The following is a 22,897-nucleotide window of genomic DNA, read 5'->3' on the forward strand; positions in this document are numbered from 1 at the left end:
ATGACCCTTGCCTGGATCGGCCTCGGCGCCAACCTTGGTGACGCGGCCGCCACCGTCGGCGCGGCGATTGCCGCGCTGGACGGCCTGCCCGGGACCCGCCTGCGCCAGGCCTCGCGGCTTTATGCAACGCCGGCCTGGGGCAATGAAGACCAGCCGCCGTTCGTCAATGCGGTGGCCTCGGTCGAAACGACGCTGCCGGCCGATGAGCTGCTGCAGGCGATGCTGGCACTGGAGCAGGGTTTTGGCCGCGTGCGCGATCCGGCGATGCACTGGGGGCCGCGCGCGCTGGACCTGGACCTGCTGCTGTATGGCATGCAGGTACTCGATCAGCCCGGCCTGCAGGTGCCGCATCCGTACCTGCACGAGCGTGCCTTCGTGTTGGTGCCGCTGGCCGAAATCGCGCCGGAACTGACAATTCCTGGCCATGGACGCGTGCAGGATGCAGTGATGCGGGTCGATGCCTGCGGGATCGCGCCGATAGGGTGATAATGACCGGGTTATCTCCCCCGGTTATCAGCACATGAGCACCCACGCAGACAGCAAGCCCTGGACCGTTCCCGCCCTGGCCGAGGCCAAGCGCAATGGCCAGAAGCTGGTCATGTTGACCGCCTACGACGCCGGCTTCGCCCGCACTTTCGACGCCAACGGCGTTGACCTGATCCTGATCGGCGACTCGCTGGGCATGGTCGTGCAGGGCCATGATTCGACCCTGCCGGTAACCGTGGCGGACATGGTCTACCACACCCGCGCCGTGGCCCGCGTGCTGCAGCGTGCGCTGCTGGTGGCCGACCTGCCGTTCGGCGCCGACGCCACCCCGGAGCGCGCGCTGGATGCCTCGTTGCAGCTGCTGCAGGCCGGTGCCGAGATGGTCAAGATCGAAGGTGCCGGCTTCAAGGTCGACATCATCCGCTACCTGGTGGAGCGCGAGATTCCGGTCTGCGCGCATCTGGGCCTGACCCCGCAGTCGGTGCTGCGCCTGGGCGGCTTCAAGATCCAGGGTCGTGGCGACGCCGCGCGCCAGCTGGTGGAAGATGCCAGGGCCGTGGCCGCTGCCGGCGCCAGCATCATGGTGCTCGAATGCGTGCCGACCCCGGTCGCTGCCGAAGTGACCGCTGCGGTGGATGTGCCGACCATCGGCATTGGTGCGGGCCCGCAGTGCGATGGCCAGGTGCTGGTGCTGCACGATTTCCTTGGCCTGGACAGTGGCCATCGCCGTCCCAAGTTCGTCAAGGATTTCCTTGCCGAAGGTGGCTCGGTGGCCGGTGCCACCCGCGCCTATGCCGACGCGGTGCGCGACGGCAGCTTCCCCGACGAACAGCACGCCTACGCCCAATGATCCAGACCTTCAACGAGCTCGGCGCACTGCGCGAGCAGATCGCCCAGTGGAAGCGCGAGGGGCTGCGCGTGGCGCTGGTGCCGACCATGGGCAACCTGCATGGGGGCCACCATTCGCTGGTGACCCTGGCCCGCCAGTACGCCGACAAGGTGGTGGCGAGCATCTTCGTCAACCCGACCCAGTTCGGCCCCAACGAGGATTTCAGCCGCTACCCGCGCACGCCCGAGGCCGACGTGGCCGGGCTGGAGCAGGTCGGCTGCGATGCCGTGTGGCTGCCCAGCGTGGAGGCGATGTATCCGCTGGGCGTGGACAGGACCACGCGCATGCACGCGCCGGGTGTCAGTGAAGTACTGGAAGGCGCCAGCCGCCCGGGACACTTCGATGGCGTGTGCACGGTGGTGGCGCGCCTGTTCCTGCAGGTGCAGCCGGACGTGGCCGTGTTCGGCCGCAAGGACTACCAGCAGCTTGCCGTGATCAAGCAGATGGTGGCCGAGCTGTCGTTCCCGATCCAGATCGTCGGTGCGGAGATCGTGCGGGACGAGGATGGCCTGGCCAAGAGTTCGCGCAACCAGTACCTGAGCGCCGAACAGCGCCCGGTCGCGACCACCCTCCACCGCACCCTGATGGGGATGCGCGAGGGCTACGTCGCGGGGCAGGCGCGCGAGCGCATCGAGGCCGATGCCACCGCTGCGCTGCAGGCCGCCGGTTTCCAGGTCGACTACGCCGTGCTGCGCACTCCGGAACTGGCCGAGCCGACCTTCGACGGCGGTGGCCGCGTGGCGCTGATTGCCGCGCGGCTGGGCACCACCCGCCTGATCGACAACCTGGAGTTCTGAGCCGCATGCGGCTCCGGGGCGCCCGCAATGGGCGCCTCTCACATCCCACGGACGGGAGACTGGACATGACACCCCGCACCACTGACGCCGGCCGCCTTGCCCAGGCCTCGATCTTCGCTGTACTGGCTGCCGGCATGCTGCCGGCGCAGCTGTTCGGCGGCCTGCTGTTCGCATTGGACCTCGGGCGTACGCCGGTGCCGGCCCTGATCGGTGGCGGGCTGATGTTCGTACTGGCGGTCTGCAATGCCATTGCCGTGCTGTTGCCGATGGCGCTGATCCTGCAGTCTCAGCAGCGCCTGCGCCGGGTCGGTTTCGTCCTTGTGGGGTTCGGCCTGGGCGCGCTGGCCATGGCCACCTGTGCCTGGCCGGGCGACGACAGCGGCCCGCTGCTGCAGCGCCTGCGCTACATCGACACCTTCGACGTGATCAGCTATGGCCTGTCAGTGCTGGCTGCCGGGGGGTTCGGTGCGGTGGCCGGCTGGGCGTTCCATGCGGTGTTCCGCCTGTCGCTGGCAGGTAGCGTTGGCCCCATGCCGCCAGCGCTGCCGGGCGAGGGCGCCTGAACGGCCTTCAGCGTCCTGCTGCAGCCCCCTGATGACGGCCAAGCGGGTGCTAGAATCCGCTCTTTCCTTTGCCGTTGCAGCGCCCCCATGCACCTGTCCCTGCTCAAGACCAAGATCCACCGCGCCACCGTCACCCATTCCGAGCTGAACTACGAAGGCTCGATCGCCATCGATGACAACCTGCTGGCTGCCACCGGCATCCGCGAGTTCGAGCAGGTGCACATCTGGGACGTGACCAACGGTGCGCGTTTCTCGACCTACGCCATCCGCGCCGAAGCAGGCAGCGGCGTTGTCTCGCTCAACGGTGGCGCCGCGCGCCACGTGCAGGTCGGTGACATCATCATCATCGCCGCGTTCGCCAGCATGACCGAGCAGGAAGCTGACAGCTTCAAGCCGAAGCTGGTGTACGTTGATGGCAACAACCAGATCACCCACACCAACGACACGATCCCGACCCAGGCCGCATGACAACGAACAACGGATTCGACTCGCTGCATTCCCACGCCCAGCGCCTGAAGGGCGCAAGCATTCCCAGCCTGCTCGCCGCCGAACCCGGCCGTGTACAGGACCTGGCGCTGCGGGTCGGTCCGTTGTATGTCAATTTCGCCCGGCAGAAGTACGATGCCGCAGCGTTGCAGGCGCTGTTGGCGCTGGCTGCCGAGCGTGATGTCGGCGGCGCCATCACGCGCCTGTTCCGCGGCGAGCAGGTCAACCTGACCGAAGGGCGCGCCGCGCTGCATACCGCGCTGCGTGGCGATGTGGTCGATGCGCCGGTGGCGGCCGAGGCCTATGCCACCGCGCGCGCGATCCGCCAGCGCATGGGCGTGCTGGTGCGCGCGCTGGAAGACAGTGGCGTGACCGATGTGGTCAGTGTCGGCATCGGTGGTTCCGACCTTGGCCCACGCCTGGTCGCCGACGCGCTGCGCCCGGTCACCGGTGCGCGCCTGCGCGTGCATTTCGTGTCGAACGTGGACGGCGCCGCCATGCAGCGCACGCTGGCCACGCTGGATCCGGCCAAGACCGCCGGCATCCTGATCTCCAAGACCTTCGGCACCCAGGAAACGCTGCTCAACGGCCAGATCCTGCACGACTGGCTGGGCGGCAGCGAGCGCCTGTATGCCGTCAGCGCCAATCCGGAACGTGCCGCGAAGGCCTTCGCGATCGCCGCCGATCGCGTACTGCCGATGTGGGACTGGGTCGGTGGCCGTTATTCGCTGTGGTCGGCGGTCGGTTTCCCGATCGCGCTGGCGATCGGCTTCGAGCGCTTCGAGCAGCTGCTGGAAGGCGCCGCGCAGATGGATGCGCATGCGCTGGATGCACCGCTGGAGCGCAACCTGCCGGTGCTGCACGGCCTGACCGACATCTGGAACCGCAACCTGCTGGGCCATGCCACGCATGCGGTGATGACCTACGACCAGCGCCTGGCGCTGCTGCCGGCCTACCTGCAGCAGCTGGTGATGGAAAGCCTGGGCAAGCGCGTGCAGCGTGATGGTGCGCCGGTCAGCACCGACACCGTGCCGGTGTGGTGGGGTGGGGCGGGCACCGATGTGCAGCACAGCTTCTTCCAGGCGCTGCACCAGGGCACCAGCATCGTTCCGGCCGATTTCATCGGCTGCGTGCACAACGATGATCCCTACACGATCAATCACCAGGCCCTGCTTGCCAACCTGCTCGCACAGACCGAGGCGCTGGCCAACGGCCAGAGCAGCGAGGATCCGCACCGTGATTACCCGGGCGGTCGCCCGAGCACGCTGATCCTGCTCGACGCGCTGACCCCGCAGGCGCTGGGCGCGCTGATCGCCATGTACGAACACGCCGTGTACGTGCAGTCGGTGATCTGGAACATCAACGCGTTCGACCAGTTCGGTGTCGAGCTGGGCAAGCAGCTGGCCAGTGGCCTGCTGCCGGCGCTGCAGGGCGAGGATGTGGCGATTGCCGATCCGATGACCCGCGAGATCCTGGCGCAGCTGAAGGGCTGAGGTTCTGGTGCCGGCCAGCGGCCGGCACTACCGGTGGTCCTGCCTTCTCGTAGTGCCGGCCGCTGGCCGGCATTCTGGCGATGCCTTCACCGTTCATGAGGTTGCCGGCCAGCGGCCGGCACTACCACGTCACCGGCTCGGGTCGCGCTCCGGGCTCGGCCGCTTGGCCAGCTTGCGCTGCAGCGAGCGCCGGTGCATGCCGAGCAGGCGCGCGGCCGCCGAAACATTCCCTCCGGTTTCGTGCATCGCCTGCTGGATGTGTTCCCATTGCAGGCGGCTGATCGGCGTCATCGCGTCCGGCACTTCCATTTCGCCATCGTCGGCCGGGCCGTCGTCTTCCTCGCCGAGGGCGCGCAGGATCATCGGCACCGTGGCCGGCTTCGGCAGGTAATCATCCGCACCCAGCTTGATCGCCTCCACCGCAGTGGCGATGCTGGCGTAGCCGGTCACCAGCAGGATCCGCATGTCCGCGCGCAGCGCGCGCAGCGGCTGGATCAGTGCCAGGCCGGAATCGCTGCCCAGCTTCAGGTCGATCAGCGCGAACGCCGGTGGATGCTGGCGGGCCAGCGCCAGCGCACTGGCGGCATCCTGTGCGGTCTGCGTTTCAAGCCCCTTGCGGGCGAGGCTGCGTTGCAGGGTACGCAGGTACAGCTCGTCGTCGTCGACCAGCAGGCCTTGGGTGGAATGGTGAAGGCTCATGGGGTGTCCTCGCGTGGGGCCAGCGGCAGGCGGAAGCCGACGCGGCTGCCGGCCCCCTGGGCCGGGCGCATCCACATCTCGCCGTCGAGGCGTTCGATGGTGGCATGGGACAGGGCCAGGCCGACGCCCATGCCCTCGCTCTTGCTGCTGCCGAACAGCTTGCCCGGCAGCACGGCGGCACGGGCGTCGAAGCCATGGCCGTAGTCGCGGACTTCGCCGATCAGGTCGTCGCCTTCGATGCGCAGATCCAGGTCCACGCGCGGCCGGCCGGCCTTCTCGCCGGCATCGGCGGCGTTGTTGAGCAGGACCATCAGCAGATGGCCCACGCCCGGGTCGAGTGGCAGTCGCAGCGGCGCATCGTCGTTGCGGTGCAGGTCGATGGTCGGCCGCACCAGGCGCCATTGCTCCAGCACCTGCTGGGCGCTGGAGTGGCTGCGGCCCGGTGCGTCGGCCGAGGCCGGAGCAGCCAGCGCCAGCACGCGCTCCCGGCACTGCACCAGCAGCTCGCGCAGGGTTTCCATGTCCTCGCGCACTTCCGGCTCTTCGCTGCGCTCGGCCACGTCGTCGGCGAGCAGGGTCATGGTCGCCAGCGGCGTGTTCAGTTCATGCGCCACCGAGGCGGCATGGGTGGCCAGCGCGACGATGCCCTCGTTGCGGGCGAAGCGCTCGCGCAGTGCCGACAGTTCCAGTTCGCGCTCCCGCAGGGCCAGCGCCAGCCGGGTGGAGAAGGCCAGTACCACTGCGGCGGAAATCAGGAAGTTGGCGACCACGCCCCAGCGATTGAGGTCCTGCGCGCGGAAGTAACCGTCCGGCAATGGCTGGCCGAAGATGCCGCTGGCGGCGTAGCCGAGCAGGCAGGCCAACGCCACCGCCAGTGCCCAGCGCAGGGGCAGGGCGAACGCGGCCAGCGCGATCAGGATCAGGAACAGCGAGCTGAACGGGTTGGCCATGCCGCCGCTCCAGCCGACCATCCAGGTCAGGATGATCACGTCCACCAGGATGTGGCCGAACGCGGTCAGCGGCGCGGTGTCGGCCGCTTCCGGGCGCAGCTGGGTATAGATGTTGAACAGGGCCAGCACCGCCACGCCGGCCCATAGCGGCAGCTGCGGCAACGGCAGGCCCAGCACCCAGGTGGCGACCAGGATGGTGGCGGCCTGGCCGCCTACGGCAAGCCAGCGCAGGCTGCACAGGGTACGGAGAAACGGGGCGTCGGGACCGGTCATTCACGCTCATCGTATGCGTTCACGGGCTACCGTGCCTGCGACAATAGGCCGCAGCCGTGCCACCGGCTGAATGCGAGTCACCCGGAATGCGGGGGCGGGCGGTAGAATGCGCCCATGCACGACGCCGTCACCCGCCCGACTCCTCCTTCCGATGCCACCTCCTGGCCCCGCCGCCAGACCCATGCCGTGCAGATCGGCGGGGTCACCGTAGGCGGAGGCAAGCCGGTGGTGGTGCAGTCGATGACCAACACCGACACGTCCGACGTGGCCTCCAGCGTGAAGCAGGTGGCCGAGCTGTGGCGGGCCGGTTCGGAAATGGTGCGTTTGACCGTCAATACCGTGGAAGCCGCTGCGGCGATCCCGCGCATCGTCGACAAGCTGGCGATGATGGGCATCGACGTGCCGCTGATCGGCGACTTCCATTACAACGGCCACCAGTTGCTGACCGCCGAACCGGCGTGTGCCGAAGCGCTGGCCAAGTACCGCATCAACCCGGGCAACGTCGGCTTCGGCAAGAAGAAGGACCTGCAGTTCGCCCAGTTGATCGAGTTCGCGATCCGCTACAACAAGCCGGTGCGCATCGGCGCCAACTGGGGCTCGCTGGACCAGGCCCTGGCGGCGAAGCTGATGGACGAGAACAACCTGCGCGAGCAGCCCTGGGATGCCGGTCGGGTGCTGCGCGAGGCGCTGATCCGTTCGGCGCTGGATTCGGCCGAGCAGGCGGTGGAGCTCGGCCTGCCGCGCGACCGCATCGTGCTGTCGGCCAAGGTCAGTGGCGTGCAGGAGCTGATCGCGGTTTACCGCGACCTGGCCCAGCGCTCCGATTTTGCCCTGCACCTGGGCCTGACCGAGGCCGGTATCGGCAGCAAGGGCATCGTCGCCTCGTCGGCGGCACTGAGCGTGCTGCTGCAGGAAGGCATCGGTGACACCATCCGCATTTCGCTGACCCCGGAGCCGGGCCAATCGCGCACGCAGGAAGTGATCGTCGCCCAGGAGCTGCTGCAGACCACCGGCCAGCGCGCCTTCACGCCGCTGGTCACGGCCTGCCCGGGCTGCGGCCGCACCACCTCCGAGTTCTTCCAGGAACTGGCCAAGGTGGTGCAGAACCATGTGCGCGAGAAGATGCCGCTGTGGAAGATCCACCACCCGGGTGCGGAGAACATGACCCTGGCGGTGATGGGCTGCATCGTCAATGGGCCGGGTGAGTCGCGGCACGCCAACATCGGTATTTCGTTGCCGGGCACCGGTGAAACCCCGGCCGCGCCCGTGTTCGTCGATGGCGAGAAGAAGGTGACCCTGCGTGGCGAGAACATCGCCCAGGAGTTCGTCGCCCTGATCGACGATTACGTCGAACACAAATATGTCCGAAGCGCCGGATAAGCCCGCGATCCTCGCCGCACCGGAGTCCGCCTCCGGTTTCCGCCACTGGATGGCGCGCAATGCCTGGCGCCTGGTGCTGCTGTTCGGTGGCGTGCTGCTGCCGTTGGCGGGATTCGTCGCCCTGGCTGACGAAGTGCACGAGTTTGAATCGTTCCATTTCGATGCGCCGCTGCTGTGGCAGATGCATGGCCTGCATTCACCGCTGCTGGACCGCTTCTTCGTGCTCATTTCCAGGCTGGGCTACGAATGGTTCCTGATTCCGGCCGACGTGCTGATCATCGGCGTGCTGCTGGGCTACCGGCGTTGGCGCGAGGCCACTTTCGTGGCGGTCAGCTTCGTCGGCTCGGCGCTGCTGAACATGGGCAGCAAACAGTTCTTCCAGCGCCAGCGCCCCAGCCTGTGGGAATCGATCGCGCCGGAATCGACGTTCAGCTTTCCCAGTGGCCACGCGATGGGCTCGATGACCCTGGCCGTGACCCTGGTGCTGCTGGCCTGGAACACCCGCTGGCGCTGGCCGGTGCTCGTGCTGGCGCCCTCGTTCAGCCTGCTGGTGAGCGTCTCCCGGGTCTATCTGGGGGTGCATTACCCCTCCGACATCCTGGCCGGATGGTGTGCCGCGCTGGTTTGGGTGGTAGGGTGCTATCTGGTCATGTTCAGTCGCCGGCATCCTTGGCGACGTCAGGATTCGCCGCCAGCGACGGCCAGCGAAGCATCATCACAGGGGGATTGACGTGGATGACCCCTTCGGGGCGTCTACGTAATAGATCAGTTGTTTCGTTGCAGCAGGTTCTGCAAGACAGGGGGCAAGCACAACGCGCGGTACTGTGATGCGCAAGGCAGAACGCCTGGGTCGCATCTCGAACGCGCTTGCAGGGGTATCGGCGCCCTGCCTAGCTTGACCTGCAATGGCCGCATGCGAAGAGGTACGTGAATGACGATTCGAGTCTACCTGGTGGATGACCACGCGCTGGTCCGCACCGGGATGAAGATGATCCTGTCGGGGGAGACCGACATCGAGGTGGTGGGCGAAGCCGAGACCGGTGAAGACGCGCTGCGCGATGTCCGTCAGCTGCTGCCGGACGTGGTGCTGTGCGACCTGCACCTGCCCGGCGTGAGTGGCATGGAAGTGACCGAGCGCATCGTCCGCAGTCACCGCAACACCCGCGTGGTGATCGTATCGGTGCTGGAAGACGGGCCGCTGCCGAAGCGCTTGCTGGAAGCCGGGGCTGCCGGCTACATCGGCAAGGGTTGCGATGCGCAGGAGCTGCTCTGTGCGGTGCGCGACGTGGCCATGGGCCGTCGCTATCTGGGCACCAGCATCGCGCAGAACCTGGCCTTGTCGACTGTGGAAGGCAATGGCTCGCCGTTCGACAGCCTGTCGCCGCGCGAGCTGGAAGTGGCGTTGCTGCTGACCCAGGGCCTGCGCCAGGAAGACATCGCGCGGCGCCTGAGCCTGAGCGCGAAGACGGTGAACACGCACAAGGCGCGGCTGTTCGAGAAGATGGGGATCCACGACAACATCGAGCTGGCGCGCATGGCCAGCCAGTATGGGCTGGTGGATCCGGCACGGCCGCTGTGAGGGATTCGGCCAACGGCTGAGCCCCTCGCGGTGTGCGGCAGGATTGTGGTGGTTGGCCGGGCGGATGGGCTGTGCAGGGGACGCTGCAAGTACGTCCATGTAAGCTCGGTCGCCGCATCCATGCGGCTCACGCCCCTGCACAACCCATCCGCCCGGCCACGGACAGGTTCCGTGCGCGTCCACCGCGGAATGAAGAAGGAAGAGCAGGAGCGGGTCGCGCGCTGTGCGCGCTCATAGCCTGGGATCGGATCCCTTTCCCTGCGGGAAAGGGCTCTGACCCCGTGTCGCGGAGCCGGGCGTGGGCTCGGCTCTACAGTTGCGTCGGGCTCAGTGGCCGCGTACGCGCTTGATGATCTTGGCGGCGTCGGCGGCGCTGGCGCGGACCTTGTCCCAGGCACCGTCGGCGATCCAGTTGCCCGGCACCATCCACGAACCGCCGATGCAGACCACGTTCTTCTGCTCAAGGTACTCGGCGGCGGTGTTTTCGGTGATGCCGCCGGTCGGGCACAGCTTGAGATCGGCGACCGGGCCGGCCAGGCCCTTGATCATCGCCAGCCCGCCCACGGCCGTGGCCGGGAACAGCTTGCACACGCGGAAGCCGCGCGCATACAGCGACAGCAGTTCGGTCGGCGTGGCCGCGCCCGGCACCACCGGCAGCGGGGCGGCGGCCAGCGCATCGGCCAGCGCCGGCGGCGTACCCGGGGTCACCAGGAAATCCGCGCCCGCATCGATCGACTGCTGCATCTGCTCAACGGTCAGCACCGTACCGGCACCCACCACCACGTCCGGCAGCTCGCGCTTGAGCATCGCCAGCGCTTCCATCGCCACCGGTGTGCGCAGCGTCAGCTCGATCGCCGGCAAACCACCTTCCAGCAGCGCCGCGCTGACCGCACGCGCCTGGTCCAGCGTATGAATCGTCACCACCGGCAGGATGCCCGCCGCATGCAACAGCTCCGCCGCCTTCACCTGATGTTGTTCGATACCCATAGCTCTGCTTCTGCCTTTGCTTCTGCGTTTGAATTTGATTTTCAGTGATCACTTCGCGGCGTCGATGCGCCGGAGAGAGTGATGCGGCGGAGGGCAGGCCGTCGCCAGGACCGTTCGCGCCATGGATGGCGCGACCGAGCCTACAGGGATGTATTCACGGCGTGTCCTGGCGACGGCCTGCCCTCCGCCGCCACCAGCACACTCACCGCCAACGCATACCCGCAACGCTCTTCAACCCTCAGGCGTCCTTCGCCTCATGCGGCGCCGCCGCCGCCGCGGCATCGTGCCCCAGCTCGTATTCCGCGTCGTACTCCCACGGCCCGCCATCGGCCGCCGCCGGCCCGCACGAAATCGAAATCGCACCCTGGTCGGCCGGGCCCACCACGCGACGGTTGATCGCGAACAGGTTGCGGCCCAGGTCGTGCGCGGCAGGCGCCGTGTTCGGCGCCAACGGGCGTGCGGCCCATTCGGCCGCGTCCACCAGCACTTCCAGCGTGCCGGCCTCACCGTCGAGGCGGATCATGTCACCTTCGCGGACCTTGGCCAGCGGACCACCCCGCGCCGCTTCCGGCGTCACATGGATCGCCGCCGGAATCTTGCCCGAGGCGCCGGACAGGCGGCCGTCGGTGACCAGTGCCACGCGCCGGCCCTGGTTCTGCAGCAGGCCCAGAAGTGGCGCCAGCGAATGCAGTTCGGGCATGCCGTTCGCACGCGGGCCCTGGTAACGCACCACCGCCACGAAATGCTCGGGCAACAGGCCGCCGGCATGCAGCTTGTTCAGCACCTGCGGCGCATCGACCACCACCGCCGGTGCCTCGATCGTGCGGTACTGCGGCTTCACCGCCGACAGCTTGATCAGCGACTTGCCCAGATTGCCGCGCAGCAGACGCAGGCCGCCCTGGTGTTCGAACGGCTGGTCGACGCCGCGCACCACCTCGTCATCGGCGCTGCGTTCCAGGCCCGGCAGGTAGACCAGCTGGCCGTCGCGCAACTGGGGCTCGCGCGCATAGTCGGCCATGCCGCCACGCGCGACGCTGACCAGGTCGCCGTGCATCAGGCCCGCCTTGATCAGTTCGCCGAACACGAACGCCGGTCCGCCTGCGGCCGCGAAACGGTTCACGTCGGCGTCGCCGTTCGGGTAGACGCGGGCCAGCAGCGGAATCAGCTGCGACAGTTCGTCGAAGTCGTCCCAGGTCAGCACGATGCCGGCTGCGCGCGCCACCGCGATCCAGTGGATGGTGTGGTTGGTCGAACCGCCGGTAGCCATCAGCGCGATGACCGCGTTGATGATCGCGCGCTCGTCGATGATCCGGCCCAGCGGGCGGAAGTCGTCGCCGAGTGCCGTGATGTCCAGCGCGCGCTCGGTCGCTTCGCGGGTCAGCGCGTCGCGCAACGGCGTGCCCGGATTGACGAACGATGCACCCGGCAGCTGCACGCCCATCGCTTCCAGCAGCACCTGGTTCGAATTGGCGGTGCCGTAGAAGGTGCAGGTGCCGGCGCCGTGGTACGACGCGGACTCCGCTTCCAGCAGTTCTTCGCGGGTGGCTTCGCCGGCAGCGTAGCGCTCGCGCACTTCGGCCTTCTGCTTGTTCGGGATGCCCGGGGTCATCGGGCCGGCCGGCACGAACACCGCCGGCAGATGGCCGAAGGCCAGCGCACCGATCAGCAGGCCCGGCACGATCTTGTCGCACACACCGAGGTAGACGGTGGTGTCGAACATGTCGTGGCTGAGCCCGATCGCGGTGGCCTGCGCGATCACATCGCGCGAGAACAGCGACAGTTCCATGCCGCCACGGCCCTGGGTCACGCCGTCGCACATCGCCGGCACGCCGCCGGCCACCTGTGCGGTGGCGCCCAGCTCGCGGGCGATCTCGCGGATCTGCTCGGGATAGGTCTCGAACGGCTGGTGCGCCGACAACATGTCGTTGTAGGCGGTGATGATGCCGAGGTTCGGCGTCACGCCGCCGCGCAGGCGGCTCTTGTCGGTACCGCCACAGGCGGCGAACCCGTGGGCGAGGTTGCCGCAGCTCAGGCGGCTGCGGAACGGGCCCTCACGCAGGGAGGCGTCGATCGCGGCCAGGTAAGCGGCGCGCGAAGCGGCGCTGCGGCGGATGACGCGCTCAGTGATGGCTTGCAGTTGCGGATGGAGGCTCATTGGCTACCGGCGTTCGAGGTGGCGAGAGGCAAGCGGCGGCACGGCGCCGCCGCCGACATCAATCAGCCCAGTGGACGCGCAGGCGCGCGCCTTCCAGGTTGATCGCGTTGAGGATCGGGTACTGCTGGGCGTCGTTGCTGTCCAGCGCCTGGCGCAGTACCTGCAGCTTCTGCTTGCCGCGCAGCAGCAGCAGGCGCTGGCGGCACTGGCGCAGGCCATGCGGGGTCAGGGTGATGCGCAGCGGCCACTGGTTCGCGCCGGGGCAGCCGGTGGCATCCAGCGCCGCGTAGGGCAGGGTGCTTTCCAGTGCGCGGGCCAGGTCCTTCGAGCCCGGGAACAGCGAGGCGGTGTGGCCGTCGTTGCCCATGCCCAGTGCCACCAGGCTCGGCGGCTGGCTGTGCTGCGCCTGCAGGTTGGCGGTGTACACGCATTCGGGCAGGGGCTTGCCGATCCGCACCAGCGGATCGAAATGGGCGCCCTCGGCGCGCTTCAGCAGGTGTTCGCGCACCAGCCAGGCATTGCTGTCGCGATCCTGCGGGGATAGCCAGCGCTCGTCGGCCAGGCTCACCTCCACCCGGTCCCAGTGCACGTCCAGTTCGGCCAGGGCCTGGTAGACCGGTGCCGGCGTGGTGCCACCGGACAGCAGGATGCGGGCACGGCCCACTTCGTTGATGTCGTGGTTGAGGGTCTGCGCCATCTCTGCGGCTACCGCTTCGATCCAGCCATCGGCATCGCCATGGTTGATGAACTCGATGCGGTCGTCGTGGAAGGTGGTGGGGCTCATGCGGCAACTCCAGGTGCGTCACGTTCGGCGTCGGTGGCATAGGCGGCGGCGCCCAGCAATCCGGCGTGGGGATGCATCACCGCCAACGAGGGCACGCGCGCCATGATCGAGGAGAAGCGTCCCTTGTGCTCGAAGCGTTGGCGGAAACCGGAGTGCTGCAGCGAATCGAGCATCTTCGGGGTCAGTCCGCCGGTCAGGAACACGCCGTCCCACGCGCCCTGGGTCAGTACCAGATCGCCAGCAATGGCGCCGAACACGGCGCAGAACACATCGACGGTGCGCATCGCCTGCGGATCACCGTGCAGGGCGCGGGCAGTCACGTCCACCGGCTGCAGCTGGCCCGGATCGATCCCGGCCATCTCGCATACGGCGCGGTGGATGTTGACCAGCCCGGGGCCACAGATCAGGCGCTCATTGGAGACGCGGCCGAACTGTTCGGACAGGATCTCAAGGATGCGGATCTCCTCTGGGGTTCCTGGCGGGAAGCTGACATGGCCGCCTTCGGTTTCCAGCGGGTAGCAGCGCCCGTGGCGCAGGATCAGGCCGCCGACACCCAGGCCCGTACCCGGCCCGATCACCGCATAGTTGCGTGGCTGGCCCGGCTTGCCCGGCACCCAGGCGGCGCCGCCGACCTGGACCACGTCTTCGGGCTGCAGCAGTGAAATCGCCATCGCCTGTGCGGCGAAGTCGTTGATCAGGTGCAGCTCGTCGAACCCGAGCATGGCGGCGGTGCGGCTGCGCGAGATCACCCACGGATGGTTGGTGATGCGTGCTTCGTCACCATCCACGCGACCGGCCACCGCGAACACGCCGCGGCTTGCCGTGGCGCCGATCTGTTCCAGATGGTGGCGCGCGGCATCACCCAGCGACGGGAACTCCGCCACCGCGTACTCGCGGATGCTGTCCTTCTGCAGCGGTGCGTCCAGCGAGGTGTCGGCCAGGGCGAAGCGGGCGTTGGTGCCACCGATGTCGGCGACCAGCACCGGCTGCGAGCTGGCACTCATGCCGACGCTCCGCTGTCCGGCGCGTCCACGCCCTGCGGCAGGAACTCGCCCGCGTTGGCCGGGCCCCACTGGCCGGCGGGGTAGGGTTCCAGCGGCAGTTTGGCGTCCTTCCAGGCATCGGCCACGCTGTCGATCCAGGCCCAGGCAGCACGCACTTCGTCGTCGCGCACGAACAGCGTGTGGTTGCCGTTGAAGGCATCCAGGAACAGGCGTTCGTAGGCGATGCGGCGGTGCAGGCCGGTCGGCACCGACAGTTCCAGTTCCAGCGGATGCAGCTCCAGCGCGCCCCATTCCGGGCCGGCCAGGCTGCTCATCAGGCCCAGTTCGATGTTTTCCTGCGGCTGCAGCTGGAATACCAGGCGGTTCGGTGCGGCCTGTGCGCGCTGCGGGCGCTCGAACAGCCAGTGGGTGACCGGCTTCAGCGTGACCACCACGCGGGTGGTGCGTTCGGGCAGGCGCTTGCCGGTGACCAGGTGGAACGGCACGCCGCTCCAGCGCCAGTTGTCGATATGCGCGGTGACACCGGCGAAGGTTTCCACGTCGCTGCCTTCCGGCGGCTGGTAGGCCTGTGCCGGCTGGCCGTTGATGGTGCCGGCGGTGTAGCGGCCGCGGATGCTGTCACGCGCGGCGTGCTTGGCATCAAGCGGACGCAGGGCGCGCAGCACCTTGACCTTCTCGTCGCGGATGCGGTCGGCTTCCAGCGAGGCCGGCGGTTCCATCGCCACCATGCACAGCAGCTGCAGGATGTGGCTCTGCACCATGTCGCGCAGCGCGCCGGAGCGGGCGTAATAGGCATCGCGGCCATCCACGCCTTCGCTCTCGGCCACCAGGATGTGCACCGATTCGATGTAGTTGCGGTTCCACACCGCTTCCAGCAGCGTGTTGCCGAAGCGCAGTGCGATCAGGTTCTGCACCGCCGCCTTGCCCAGGTAATGGTCGAGGCGGAACACACGGTCCTCGTCGATCCACTGGCCGATGGTGCTGATGATTTCCTCGGCGCTCTCGCTGTCGCTGCCGATCGGCTTTTCCAGCATCAGGCGTGCCGGCGCGGCGAGGGCGCCGCCCTTGGCCAGGCCTTCGCAGGTGGAGATGTACAGGCCCGGCGGGATGGCCAGGTAGCTGACGCACTTGCGGTGCACCAGGTCGGCGACCGCGGCGGCAACCGAGTCGACGTCGCGCAGGTCCACCGAACGGTAGTCGATGCGGCGCAGCAGGGCGCTGATGTCGTCCTGCGTGGCCATCGGCATGGCCTGCTGCAGGCGCGGCCGCAGGATGTCATGGAAGGCTTCGGTGTCATGCCCGGACAGGGCCAGTGCGCGGATGCGGAAGTCCTCCGGCAGCAGGCCGTCGCCAAGCAGGCGAAGCAGCGAAGGGAACAGGTAGCGCTGGGCCAGATCACCTGTGGCACCGAACAGGAAGAGGGTGTCGTGCATCGCTCGAGTTTCAGATCCGGGTGACATCGTTGTCAATCGCTTCATGGCTGGGTTCGGGGGACATCCGCGCAACTGCCTGTCCGAGGCTCGTCAGGGGCGTTCTCCGGGGTAGCGGAAGACCGTTCCATTCGAAACCACTACCTCGGCGGAACCTTCGTTCAACCGCCGACGCAGATCGGTGCGCACCGATCATCGGATAGTGCCACGTGAAAACGTTTACATGGCAGAATGGGCAACTGTATTCGATTGCAGTGCTCGCCGTCATGCGGCAGGCGCGCAATCATCACTGCCATCGGGAGGGCCGAGGCAGTCCCAAAAGACAGCCCGGCTTCGGGCGGACCGGATAGGTGATATGGCAAAAGTGCAGTTGCAGGGTGTGCGCAAGGTCTATGACAACGGCCAGGTCGCGGTGAAGGACGCCAGCTTCGAGGTCGCCGACGGCGAGCTGATGGTGCTGGTCGGCCCGTCCGGCTGTGGCAAGTCGACCCTGCTGCGGATGGTGGCTGGCCTGGAGGAGATCAGCGGCGGCACGCTGACCATCGGTGATCGCGTGGTCAACGATGTTGCGCCGAAGGACCGCGACATCGCGATGGTGTTCCAGAGCTATGCGCTGTACCCGCACATGACCGTGGCCGAGAACCTGGCCTTTGGGCTGAAGCTGCGCGGTCATGACAAGGCGACCATCGACAAGCGCATCGCCGAGGCGGCGCAGACGCTGGGCCTGACCGAGATGATGGACAAGCTGCCCAAGGCGATGTCCGGTGGCCAGCGCCAGCGTGTTGCGCTGGGCCGTGCGCTGGTGCGCGAGCCGGCGGTGTTCCTGCTCGACGAGCCGCTGTCCAACCTGGATGCCAAGCTGCGCCACAGCGTGCGTACCGAGATCGCGCAGCTGCACCGCAAGCTTGGCACCACCATGATCTACGTGACGCACGACCAGGTCGAAGCGATGACCCTGGGCCAGCGCATCGTGGTGCTGAAGGACGGCATCATCCAGCAGATCGATACGCCGATGGCGCTGTACGACCGCCCGGCCAATCTGTTCGTGGCCGGTTTCCTCGGCAGCCCGGCGATGAACGTGCTGCGTGGCACGCTGCAGGGCGATGCCGGCGGCGTGACCGTGGTCGACGGCGAATGGCGCGCACCGCTGGGCCAGGCCACGATCGATCCGGCATGGCTGCAGAAGCCGATCGCGGTGGGCGTGCGTCCGGAACACCTGCAACCGGCGGCTGCCGATGATGCGCATGCGTTCGTCGCACGCATTGAAGGCATCGAACCGGTCGGCAACGAGATCTTCGTCAACCTGAGCAGTGGCCAGCATGCGCTGACCATGCGCGTGGCGCCGCAGGCGCTGCCGGCGGTGGGCGAGCAGATCCGCGTGGCGATCCACCCGCAGGGCCTGCACTTCTTCAACCCGGAAACCGGCGAGCGCCTGTAAGCGGTAGTGCCGGCCGCTGGCCGGCAACCTCAACCATGCGTGGTTGCCGGCCAGCGGCCGGCACTACCATTCATTCACCGAAGGCGTGCGGACCAGCGGTCCGCCCCCACCGGGTTCAGTAGATCCACGCCATGCGTGGATGAGAACCCACCGGATTCAGCGCGCCAAGCCGTCCAGCAGCGGCATGCGCTGCGCCACCGCGTCGCCCACCTGCAGATCAGCGTCGCTGGCCTCCAGCGGCAGCACCGCCAGCGCCAGGTCGCCGGCCACGCTGGCGATCGTGCCCAGCGCCGCGCCGTCCTGCTGCACGCCATCGCCGGCCCGTGCCGGTGCGGCGGTATGCAGCAGCTGCACCGCGCGCTTGGCCTTGCCGAGGAAGTGGGTGCGGGCGACGATTTCCTGGCCGGGATAGCAGCCCTTCTTCACGCTGTAGCCGTTCAGGCGGTCCAGGCCGAGCTGCTGCGGGGTCCACACTTCGCGCTGGCTTTCGTCCAGCCGCGGCAGGCCGTAGCGCAGGTCGGCCTGGCGCCAGGCCAGGGTGAAGGCGGCCTCATCAGCTTCGCTGCCGGCGGCGAAGGCATCGGCGCTGCCGATACGCAGGGTGCGCGGCAGGGCATCGCTGCCCAGGTCCAGCTCCCAGCCGTCTCCTGCGGTCTGCGCAATGGCGGCGCCGCTGGCGGCCTCGGGTGCGGTGAACGCGCCGGCCACCGCCAGATCGCTGCGCACCTGCACCTTCACCTTGCGGCGGAACACGAAGCGCTGCAGTTGCGACGCAATCGCATCGGCATCGCCGTCGGCCAGTACCAGCATCACGTGGTCGTCGGCCAGCCGAAGCAGCTGGAACACCGCCAGGGTGCGGCCCTTGGCGCTCAGCCAGGCACTCCACTGCCAGTGCTGCAGGGGCAGGGCGGTGACATCGCTGCTGAACTGGGCGTGGGCAAAGACAGCCGCATCCGGGCCTTGCAGGCTCAGCAGCTGGTGGCCGGGCAGGCGCGGATATCCGACGAAAGCAGGGGGCAGGTTGTCAGGCACGTGAACGAGGTCTAAAATTTGTGCGTTGCGAGACCGAACATGATAGGCCAAACAACCCCCACTCCCGACGACGAATCTGAAGCCCCGCTGGTCCCCGCGGCACCCGTGCCCGTGGAACAGGAAAAAGCAGAAGAATTCGGCGGCCGCGGCGGACTTGATCCGGTGCGGTATGGCGATTGGGAGAAAAACGGACGCTGCATCGATTTCTGATCAGCATTGAGCCAACGCGGCCGCGTGCCGCCCAGCCGAGACAACGAGCCCAGCGAATGGCGACCAGACAACGCCCACTTTCCCCGCACCTTCAGGTGTATCGCTGGCAGATTCAGATGGCCACCTCGATCCTGCATCGAGCCACTGGCGTCTTTCTGTCTGTTGGTGCCCTCATCATCGCCGCCGGCCTGCTGGCCCTGATGATGGGGCCCGAATCCTGGAACTGCTTCACCGGCCATGCCGGGGCCTGGTATGGCCGCGTGTTCCTGTTCGCGTGGACATGGTCGTTCGCCTATCACCTGTGCAATGGCATCCGCCATGTGGTGCAGGACTTCGCCATCGGCTTCAGCATCCCCGCCTTCATCCGCAGCAGCTGGCTGTCGGTCATCGGCAGCCTGGTGATCACCCTGCTGGTGTGGGCCTATGTGATGTTCGGAGGTGCCGCGTGAGCAAGTTCCGTACCCCGTTGAAGAACGTGCGCGGCCTTGGCTCGGCCAAGACCGGCACCGAGCACTTCGTGCACCAGCGCTTGACCGCCGCCGCCCTGGTGGCACTGGGCATCTGGTTCCTGGTCTTCGTGCTGGGCCTGCTGGGCTCGGACTACGCGACCGCCGCCGCCGCCGTGGCCAAGCCGTGGAACGCCGTGCCGCTGATCGGCCTGCTGATCGCCATGTTCTGGCACGCGCAGCTCGGCATGCAGGTCGTGCTGGAAGACTACATCCACGAATCGCTGCTGGCCCTGGTGCTGCAGACCGCGGTGAAGTTCGTCGCCGTGCTCGGCATGATCGTCAGTGTGTTTGCGGTGGGCCGCATCGCCCTCGGCGTTGCCTGAGCCCAGGCACCAACACAGGAATCCAGATTAGATGTCCGCTTACAAGATCACCGAACACAAGTACGACATGGTCGTGGTCGGCGCCGGCGGCGCCGGCCTGCGCGCCACGTTCGGCCTGGCCGCCAAGGGCCTGCAGACCGTGTGCCTGACCAAGGTCTTCCCGACCCGTTCGCACACCGTTGCCGCCCAGGGCGGTATCTCGGCCGCACTCGCCAACATGGGCGAGGACGACTGGCGCTACCACTTCTTCGACACCATCAAGGGTTCGGACTGGCTGGGCGACCAGGACGCCATCGAATACATGTGCCGTGAGGCCATCCCGGCCATCATCGAGCTCGAACACTACGGCGTGCCGTTCTCGCGCACCGCCGAAGGCAAGATCTACCAGCGTCCGTTCGGTGGCATGACCACCAAGTACGGCGAAGGCCCGGCGGCGCAGCGTACCTGCGCGGCGGCTGACCGTACCGGCCACGCGATGCTGCACACCCTGTACCAGCAGTCGCTGAAGCACGATGCGCGCTTCATGATCGAGTACTTCGCACTCGACCTGATCTTCGATGACGAAGGCGCCTGCCGCGGTGTGCTGGCGCTGGACATGTCCGACGGCACCCTGCACCTGTTCCGCGCCCAGGGCGTGGTGCTGGCCACCGGCGGTTACGGCCGTGCCTACTTCAGCGCCACCTCGGCGCACACCTGCACCGGCGACGGTGGCGGCCTGGCCATGCGTGCCGGCATCGCCATGCAGGACATGGAGTTCGTGCAGTTCCACCCGACCGGCATCTACGGCGCCGGCTGCCTGATCACCGAGGGTGTCCGCGGTGAAGGCGGCATCCTGCGCAACAGCAGCGGCGAGCGCTTCATGGAGCGCTACGCACCGCACTACAAGGACCTGGCCTCGCGCGACGTGGTCAGCCGTTCGATGACCATCGAGATCCGAGAAGGCCGCGGCGTCGGCGAGCACAAGGACCACATCCTGCTCGACCTGACCCACCTGGGCCCGGGCGTGATCGACGAGAAGCTGCCGGGCATCGCCGAGAGCGCCCGCATCTTCGCCGGGGTCGACGTGCACAAGCAGCCGATCCCGGTCATCCCGACCGTGCACTACAACATGGGTGGCATCCCGACCAACTACCACGGCGAAGTCGTGCGCAAGGTCGGCGACAACCCGGATGCGGTGGTGCCGGGCCTGTACGCCATCGGTGAAGCGGCCTGCGTGTCCGTGCACGGCGCCAACCGCCTGGGCTCGAACTCGCTGCTGGACCTGGTGGTGTTCGGCCGTGCGGTGGCCAACCGCTGCGCCGAGACCATCAAGCCGGGCGCTTCGCACAAGCCGCTGCCGGCCGATGCCTGCGACAAGGCGCTGGGCCTGCTGGACAAGCTGCGCCACGCCAACGGCGATACCCCGACCTCGGTCATCCGCGATCGCATGCAGCGCACCATGCAGGCCGACGCGGCGGTCTTCCGCACCAGTCAGACGCTGAAGGAAGGCTGCGAGAAGATGGACAAGATCTTCGACTCGTTCCAGGACGTGAAGGTCTCCGACCGTTCGCTGGTCTGGAACTCGGACCTGATCGAGACCTACGAGCTGAACAACCTGCTGCTCAACGCGGTGGCGACGATCAACTCGGCCGAACAGCGCAAGGAGAGCCGCGGCGCGCATGCGCACGAGGACTATCCGGACCGCGACGACGTCAACTGGCAGAAGCACACCCTGGTCAGCGTCGACGAGAAGGGCAAGTGCAGCTTCGACTACCGTCCGGTGCACATGTACACGTTGACCGACGACGTGTCCGTGGTGCCGCCGAAGCCGCGCGTGTACTGATCCGACCCCGCCTACCATGCAATCCGCGCCCACGGGCGCGGGCCGCCTGAGCCAACGAGAGCAGCCATGGCCGAGTTTTCACTCCCCAAGAATTCCAAGATCACGAAGGGCAAGCACTTCCCCGTCAAGAACGGCGGCAAGAACGTGCGCACCTTCAAGATCTACCGCTGGAGTCCGGACGACGACAGCAACCCGCGCACCGATACCTATGAAGTCGATCTGGACGCCTGCGGCCCGATGGTCCTGGACGCCCTGATCAAGATCAAGAACGAGATCGACCCGACCCTGACCTTCCGCCGCTCGTGCCGCGAAGGTATCTGTGGTTCGTGCGCGATGAACATCGACGGCACCAACACCCTGGCCTGCACCCGAGCCATCTCGGACTGCGGCAAGAAGGAAGTGCCGATCTACCCGCTGCCGCACATGAACGTGGTCAAGGATCTGGTTCCGGACCTGACCCACTTCTACGCGCAGTACGCCTCGATCAAGCCGTGGATCCGCACCCAGACTCCGGCACCGCCGGACCGTGAGCGCCTGCAGTCGCCGGAAGACCGCAAGAAGCTGGATGGCCTGTACGAGTGCATCCTGTGCGCCTGCTGCTCGACCAGCTGCCCGAGCTACTGGTGGAACGGCGAGCGTTACCTGGGCCCGGCGATCCTGCTGCAGGCCTACCGCTGGATCATCGACTCGCGCGATGAGGACACCGGTGCGCGCCTGGACGATCTGGAAGATCCGTTCAAGCTGTACCGCTGCCACACCATCATGAACTGCGCCCGGACCTGCCCGAAGGGCCTGAACCCGGCGCTGGCGATCGCCGAGATCAAGAAGCTGATGATGGAACGCCGCGCCTGATCGGGCCCGGCTGTACCCGGTAGAGCTACGCCACGCGTGGCTTTGCCACCCCAGCAGAGCCACGCCATGCGTGGCTTTGCTGTATCTGGAGAAACACGATGGAAGAAGATGTTCTGCTGAAGAAGCTGCGCTGGCGCTGCCGCCGCGGCATGCGTGAGCTGGATCAGCTGTTCGGCCGTTACCTGGACCACGAGTGGAGCACTGCGCCGACCGAAGAGCGCGAGGTTTTCCTGTTCCTGCTCGACTGCGAGGACGATAAGTTGTGGCGCTGGTTCATGGGCTACGAGGCCTGCCCGCATGCGCACGCGATCCCCCTCATGCAGAAGATCCTCGCCCTCAAGCCTTGAGTGGCGCCCCTCGCGGCTGCAGGCCGCCGCCCAGTTGGCGGTGCTGCTGGCTGCGCCCTTGCTGCTGCGCGCATCGGATCTGCCTTCACGGCTGCTGATGCCCGCGGTGGTGCTGGCCTGGTGCGTGGGCCTGGCCGAACTGGCCTGGCGCCAGCGCAGGCCACGCGTGCCGGTGCTTCTGCCGGTACCGCCCGAGCCGCTGCAGGTGGCCGGGCAGGACGCCGATGCACCACAACTCGTCGTGCGTGGCCCATGGCTGTTGTTGCTCTGGCGTGAGGAACGGCGCCGCCGGCGCCTGCTGTTCTGGCCCGATGTGCTCGATTCCGGGCAGCGACGTGAACTGCGACTGGCCGTGGCCGCACGTGCCGTTTCCCGTCGGCCCCGTACGATGGCACCATAAGCTGAATTG

25 protein-coding genes are annotated in these 22,897 nt (G+C 67.5%); 17 read left to right on the forward strand and 8 right to left on the reverse strand.

Annotated features, from left to right (window positions below; genetic code table 11):
• The 6 genes from folK to pgi all read left to right on the forward strand — a co-directional run bounded on the left by folK (position 1) and on the right by pgi (position 4,714).
• A complete protein-coding gene (gene folK, locus ACZK1G_RS07995) occupies positions 1 to 486 on the forward strand; it encodes a 2-amino-4-hydroxy-6-hydroxymethyldihydropteridine diphosphokinase (RefSeq protein ID WP_014036788.1) in 486 nt (161 codons plus the stop codon).
• A 34-nt stretch (positions 487 to 520) separates the two neighbouring features.
• Positions 521 to 1,336 (forward strand): 3-methyl-2-oxobutanoate hydroxymethyltransferase, encoded by an 816-nt coding sequence (gene panB, locus ACZK1G_RS08000; protein WP_004153072.1) that lies wholly within the window; start codon positions 521 to 523, stop codon positions 1,334 to 1,336.
• Positions 1,333 to 2,172 (forward strand): pantoate--beta-alanine ligase, encoded by an 840-nt coding sequence (panC, locus tag ACZK1G_RS08005; RefSeq protein WP_049447197.1) that lies wholly within the window; start codon positions 1,333 to 1,335, stop codon positions 2,170 to 2,172. Before panB ends, panC begins: the two co-directional genes overlap by 4 nt.
• A gap of 65 nt (positions 2,173 to 2,237) precedes the next feature.
• Positions 2,238 to 2,735, forward strand: a complete 498-nt coding sequence (locus ACZK1G_RS08010; RefSeq protein WP_049447199.1) for a hypothetical protein — start codon at positions 2,238 to 2,240, stop codon at positions 2,733 to 2,735.
• 87 nt (positions 2,736 to 2,822) lie between these two features.
• A complete protein-coding gene (panD, locus tag ACZK1G_RS08015) occupies positions 2,823 to 3,203 on the forward strand; it encodes an aspartate 1-decarboxylase (protein WP_006432456.1) in 381 nt (126 codons plus the stop codon).
• Positions 3,200 to 4,714: a glucose-6-phosphate isomerase gene (gene pgi, locus ACZK1G_RS08020; protein WP_101765268.1), complete on the forward strand. Its 1,515-nt coding sequence runs from the start codon at positions 3,200 to 3,202 to the stop codon at positions 4,712 to 4,714. The genes panD and pgi overlap by 4 nt, the downstream gene beginning before the upstream one ends.
• Before the next feature lie 129 nt (positions 4,715 to 4,843).
• Here pgi and ACZK1G_RS08025 read toward each other — a convergent pair whose 3' ends face one another.
• Together ACZK1G_RS08025 and ACZK1G_RS08030 are read right to left on the reverse strand one after the other, a co-directional pair.
• Positions 4,844 to 5,413 (reverse strand): response regulator transcription factor, encoded by a 570-nt coding sequence (locus ACZK1G_RS08025; protein ID WP_049447255.1) that lies wholly within the window; start codon positions 5,411 to 5,413, stop codon positions 4,844 to 4,846.
• Positions 5,410 to 6,636 (reverse strand): ATP-binding protein, encoded by a 1,227-nt coding sequence (locus ACZK1G_RS08030; RefSeq protein WP_049447253.1) that lies wholly within the window; start codon positions 6,634 to 6,636, stop codon positions 5,410 to 5,412. Before ACZK1G_RS08030 ends, ACZK1G_RS08025 begins: the two co-directional genes overlap by 4 nt.
• Before the next feature lie 114 nt (positions 6,637 to 6,750).
• Here ACZK1G_RS08030 and ispG point away from each other — a divergent pair, with 114 nt between their 5' ends.
• The 3 genes from ispG (at position 6,751) to ACZK1G_RS08045 (ending at position 9,595) form a co-directional block, all read left to right on the forward strand.
• Positions 6,751 to 8,016 (forward strand): flavodoxin-dependent (E)-4-hydroxy-3-methylbut-2-enyl-diphosphate synthase, encoded by a 1,266-nt coding sequence (gene ispG / locus ACZK1G_RS08035; RefSeq protein WP_087922229.1) that lies wholly within the window; start codon positions 6,751 to 6,753, stop codon positions 8,014 to 8,016.
• Positions 7,997 to 8,746 carry a phosphatase PAP2 family protein gene (locus ACZK1G_RS08040; protein WP_101765269.1) on the forward strand — a complete coding sequence of 250 codons (750 nt, stop codon included), beginning with the start codon at positions 7,997 to 7,999 and terminating at the stop codon, positions 8,744 to 8,746. The genes ispG and ACZK1G_RS08040 overlap by 20 nt, the downstream gene beginning before the upstream one ends.
• 201 nt (positions 8,747 to 8,947) lie before the next feature.
• Complete coding sequence (locus ACZK1G_RS08045; protein ID WP_478448158.1) at positions 8,948 to 9,595, forward strand: response regulator; 648 nt, start codon at positions 8,948 to 8,950, stop codon at positions 9,593 to 9,595.
• A gap of 327 nt (positions 9,596 to 9,922) precedes the next feature.
• Here ACZK1G_RS08045 and eda read toward each other — a convergent pair whose 3' ends face one another.
• The 5 genes from eda to zwf all read right to left on the reverse strand — a co-directional run bounded on the left by eda (position 9,923) and on the right by zwf (position 15,958).
• Positions 9,923 to 10,582, reverse strand: coding sequence for a bifunctional 4-hydroxy-2-oxoglutarate aldolase/2-dehydro-3-deoxy-phosphogluconate aldolase (gene eda, locus ACZK1G_RS08050; protein ID WP_049460644.1), 660 nt, complete (start codon positions 10,580 to 10,582; stop codon positions 9,923 to 9,925).
• Between the two features lie 238 nt (positions 10,583 to 10,820).
• Complete coding sequence (gene edd, locus ACZK1G_RS08055) at positions 10,821 to 12,737, reverse strand: phosphogluconate dehydratase (RefSeq protein ID WP_101765270.1); 1,917 nt, start codon at positions 12,735 to 12,737, stop codon at positions 10,821 to 10,823.
• A 58-nt stretch (positions 12,738 to 12,795) separates the two neighbouring features.
• A complete protein-coding gene (pgl, locus tag ACZK1G_RS08060) occupies positions 12,796 to 13,521 on the reverse strand; it encodes a 6-phosphogluconolactonase (protein ID WP_049445490.1) in 726 nt (241 codons plus the stop codon).
• Positions 13,518 to 14,525 (reverse strand): glucokinase, encoded by a 1,008-nt coding sequence (glk, locus tag ACZK1G_RS08065; RefSeq protein WP_049445488.1) that lies wholly within the window; start codon positions 14,523 to 14,525, stop codon positions 13,518 to 13,520. Before glk ends, pgl begins: the two co-directional genes overlap by 4 nt.
• The gene (zwf, locus tag ACZK1G_RS08070) at positions 14,522 to 15,958 is read right to left on the reverse strand and encodes a glucose-6-phosphate dehydrogenase (protein WP_049445486.1); all 1,437 of its coding nucleotides are present in this window, start codon (positions 15,956 to 15,958) and stop codon (positions 14,522 to 14,524) included. Before zwf ends, glk begins: the two co-directional genes overlap by 4 nt.
• A gap of 352 nt (positions 15,959 to 16,310) precedes the next feature.
• On the opposite strand from zwf, the gene ACZK1G_RS08075 reads away from it, so the two are divergent.
• Positions 16,311 to 17,393: an ABC transporter ATP-binding protein gene (locus tag ACZK1G_RS08075; protein ID WP_014036801.1), complete on the forward strand. Its 1,083-nt coding sequence runs from the start codon at positions 16,311 to 16,313 to the stop codon at positions 17,391 to 17,393.
• Between the two features lie 156 nt (positions 17,394 to 17,549).
• On the opposite strand, the gene ygfZ is transcribed toward ACZK1G_RS08075, so the two are convergent.
• Positions 17,550 to 18,425 (reverse strand): CAF17-like 4Fe-4S cluster assembly/insertion protein YgfZ, encoded by an 876-nt coding sequence (ygfZ, locus tag ACZK1G_RS08080; protein ID WP_101765271.1) that lies wholly within the window; start codon positions 18,423 to 18,425, stop codon positions 17,550 to 17,552.
• A 39-nt stretch (positions 18,426 to 18,464) separates the two neighbouring features.
• Here ygfZ and ACZK1G_RS08085 point away from each other — a divergent pair, with 39 nt between their 5' ends.
• The 7 genes from ACZK1G_RS08085 (at position 18,465) to ACZK1G_RS08115 (ending at position 22,888) form a co-directional block, all read left to right on the forward strand.
• Positions 18,465 to 18,635 (forward strand): DUF1674 domain-containing protein, encoded by a 171-nt coding sequence (locus ACZK1G_RS08085; protein ID WP_005409075.1) that lies wholly within the window; start codon positions 18,465 to 18,467, stop codon positions 18,633 to 18,635.
• Positions 18,636 to 18,691: 56 nt separating this feature from the next.
• Positions 18,692 to 19,084 carry a succinate dehydrogenase, cytochrome b556 subunit gene (gene sdhC / locus ACZK1G_RS08090; RefSeq protein WP_024958620.1) on the forward strand — a complete coding sequence of 131 codons (393 nt, stop codon included), beginning with the start codon at positions 18,692 to 18,694 and terminating at the stop codon, positions 19,082 to 19,084.
• Positions 19,081 to 19,467: a succinate dehydrogenase, hydrophobic membrane anchor protein gene (sdhD, locus tag ACZK1G_RS08095; protein WP_049400952.1), complete on the forward strand. Its 387-nt coding sequence runs from the start codon at positions 19,081 to 19,083 to the stop codon at positions 19,465 to 19,467. The genes sdhC and sdhD overlap by 4 nt, the downstream gene beginning before the upstream one ends.
• A 31-nt stretch (positions 19,468 to 19,498) precedes the next feature.
• On the forward strand, positions 19,499 to 21,289 hold the full coding sequence (gene sdhA, locus ACZK1G_RS08100; RefSeq protein ID WP_049445482.1) for a succinate dehydrogenase flavoprotein subunit: 1,791 nt from the start codon (positions 19,499 to 19,501) through the stop codon (positions 21,287 to 21,289).
• Positions 21,290 to 21,355: 66 nt separating this feature from the next.
• Positions 21,356 to 22,141 carry a succinate dehydrogenase iron-sulfur subunit gene (locus ACZK1G_RS08105; protein WP_005409079.1) on the forward strand — a complete coding sequence of 262 codons (786 nt, stop codon included), beginning with the start codon at positions 21,356 to 21,358 and terminating at the stop codon, positions 22,139 to 22,141.
• 98 nt (positions 22,142 to 22,239) lie between these two features.
• A complete protein-coding gene (locus tag ACZK1G_RS08110) occupies positions 22,240 to 22,488 on the forward strand; it encodes an FAD assembly factor SdhE (protein WP_005409080.1) in 249 nt (82 codons plus the stop codon).
• Entirely contained in the window at positions 22,439 to 22,888 is a 450-nt protein-coding gene (locus ACZK1G_RS08115; RefSeq protein WP_049445481.1) for a hypothetical protein, read from the forward strand. Before ACZK1G_RS08110 ends, ACZK1G_RS08115 begins: the two co-directional genes overlap by 50 nt.
• Positions 22,889 to 22,897 lie beyond the last annotated feature (9 nt).

The organism is Stenotrophomonas sp. 109824_Sma (genome assembly GCF_056480025.1).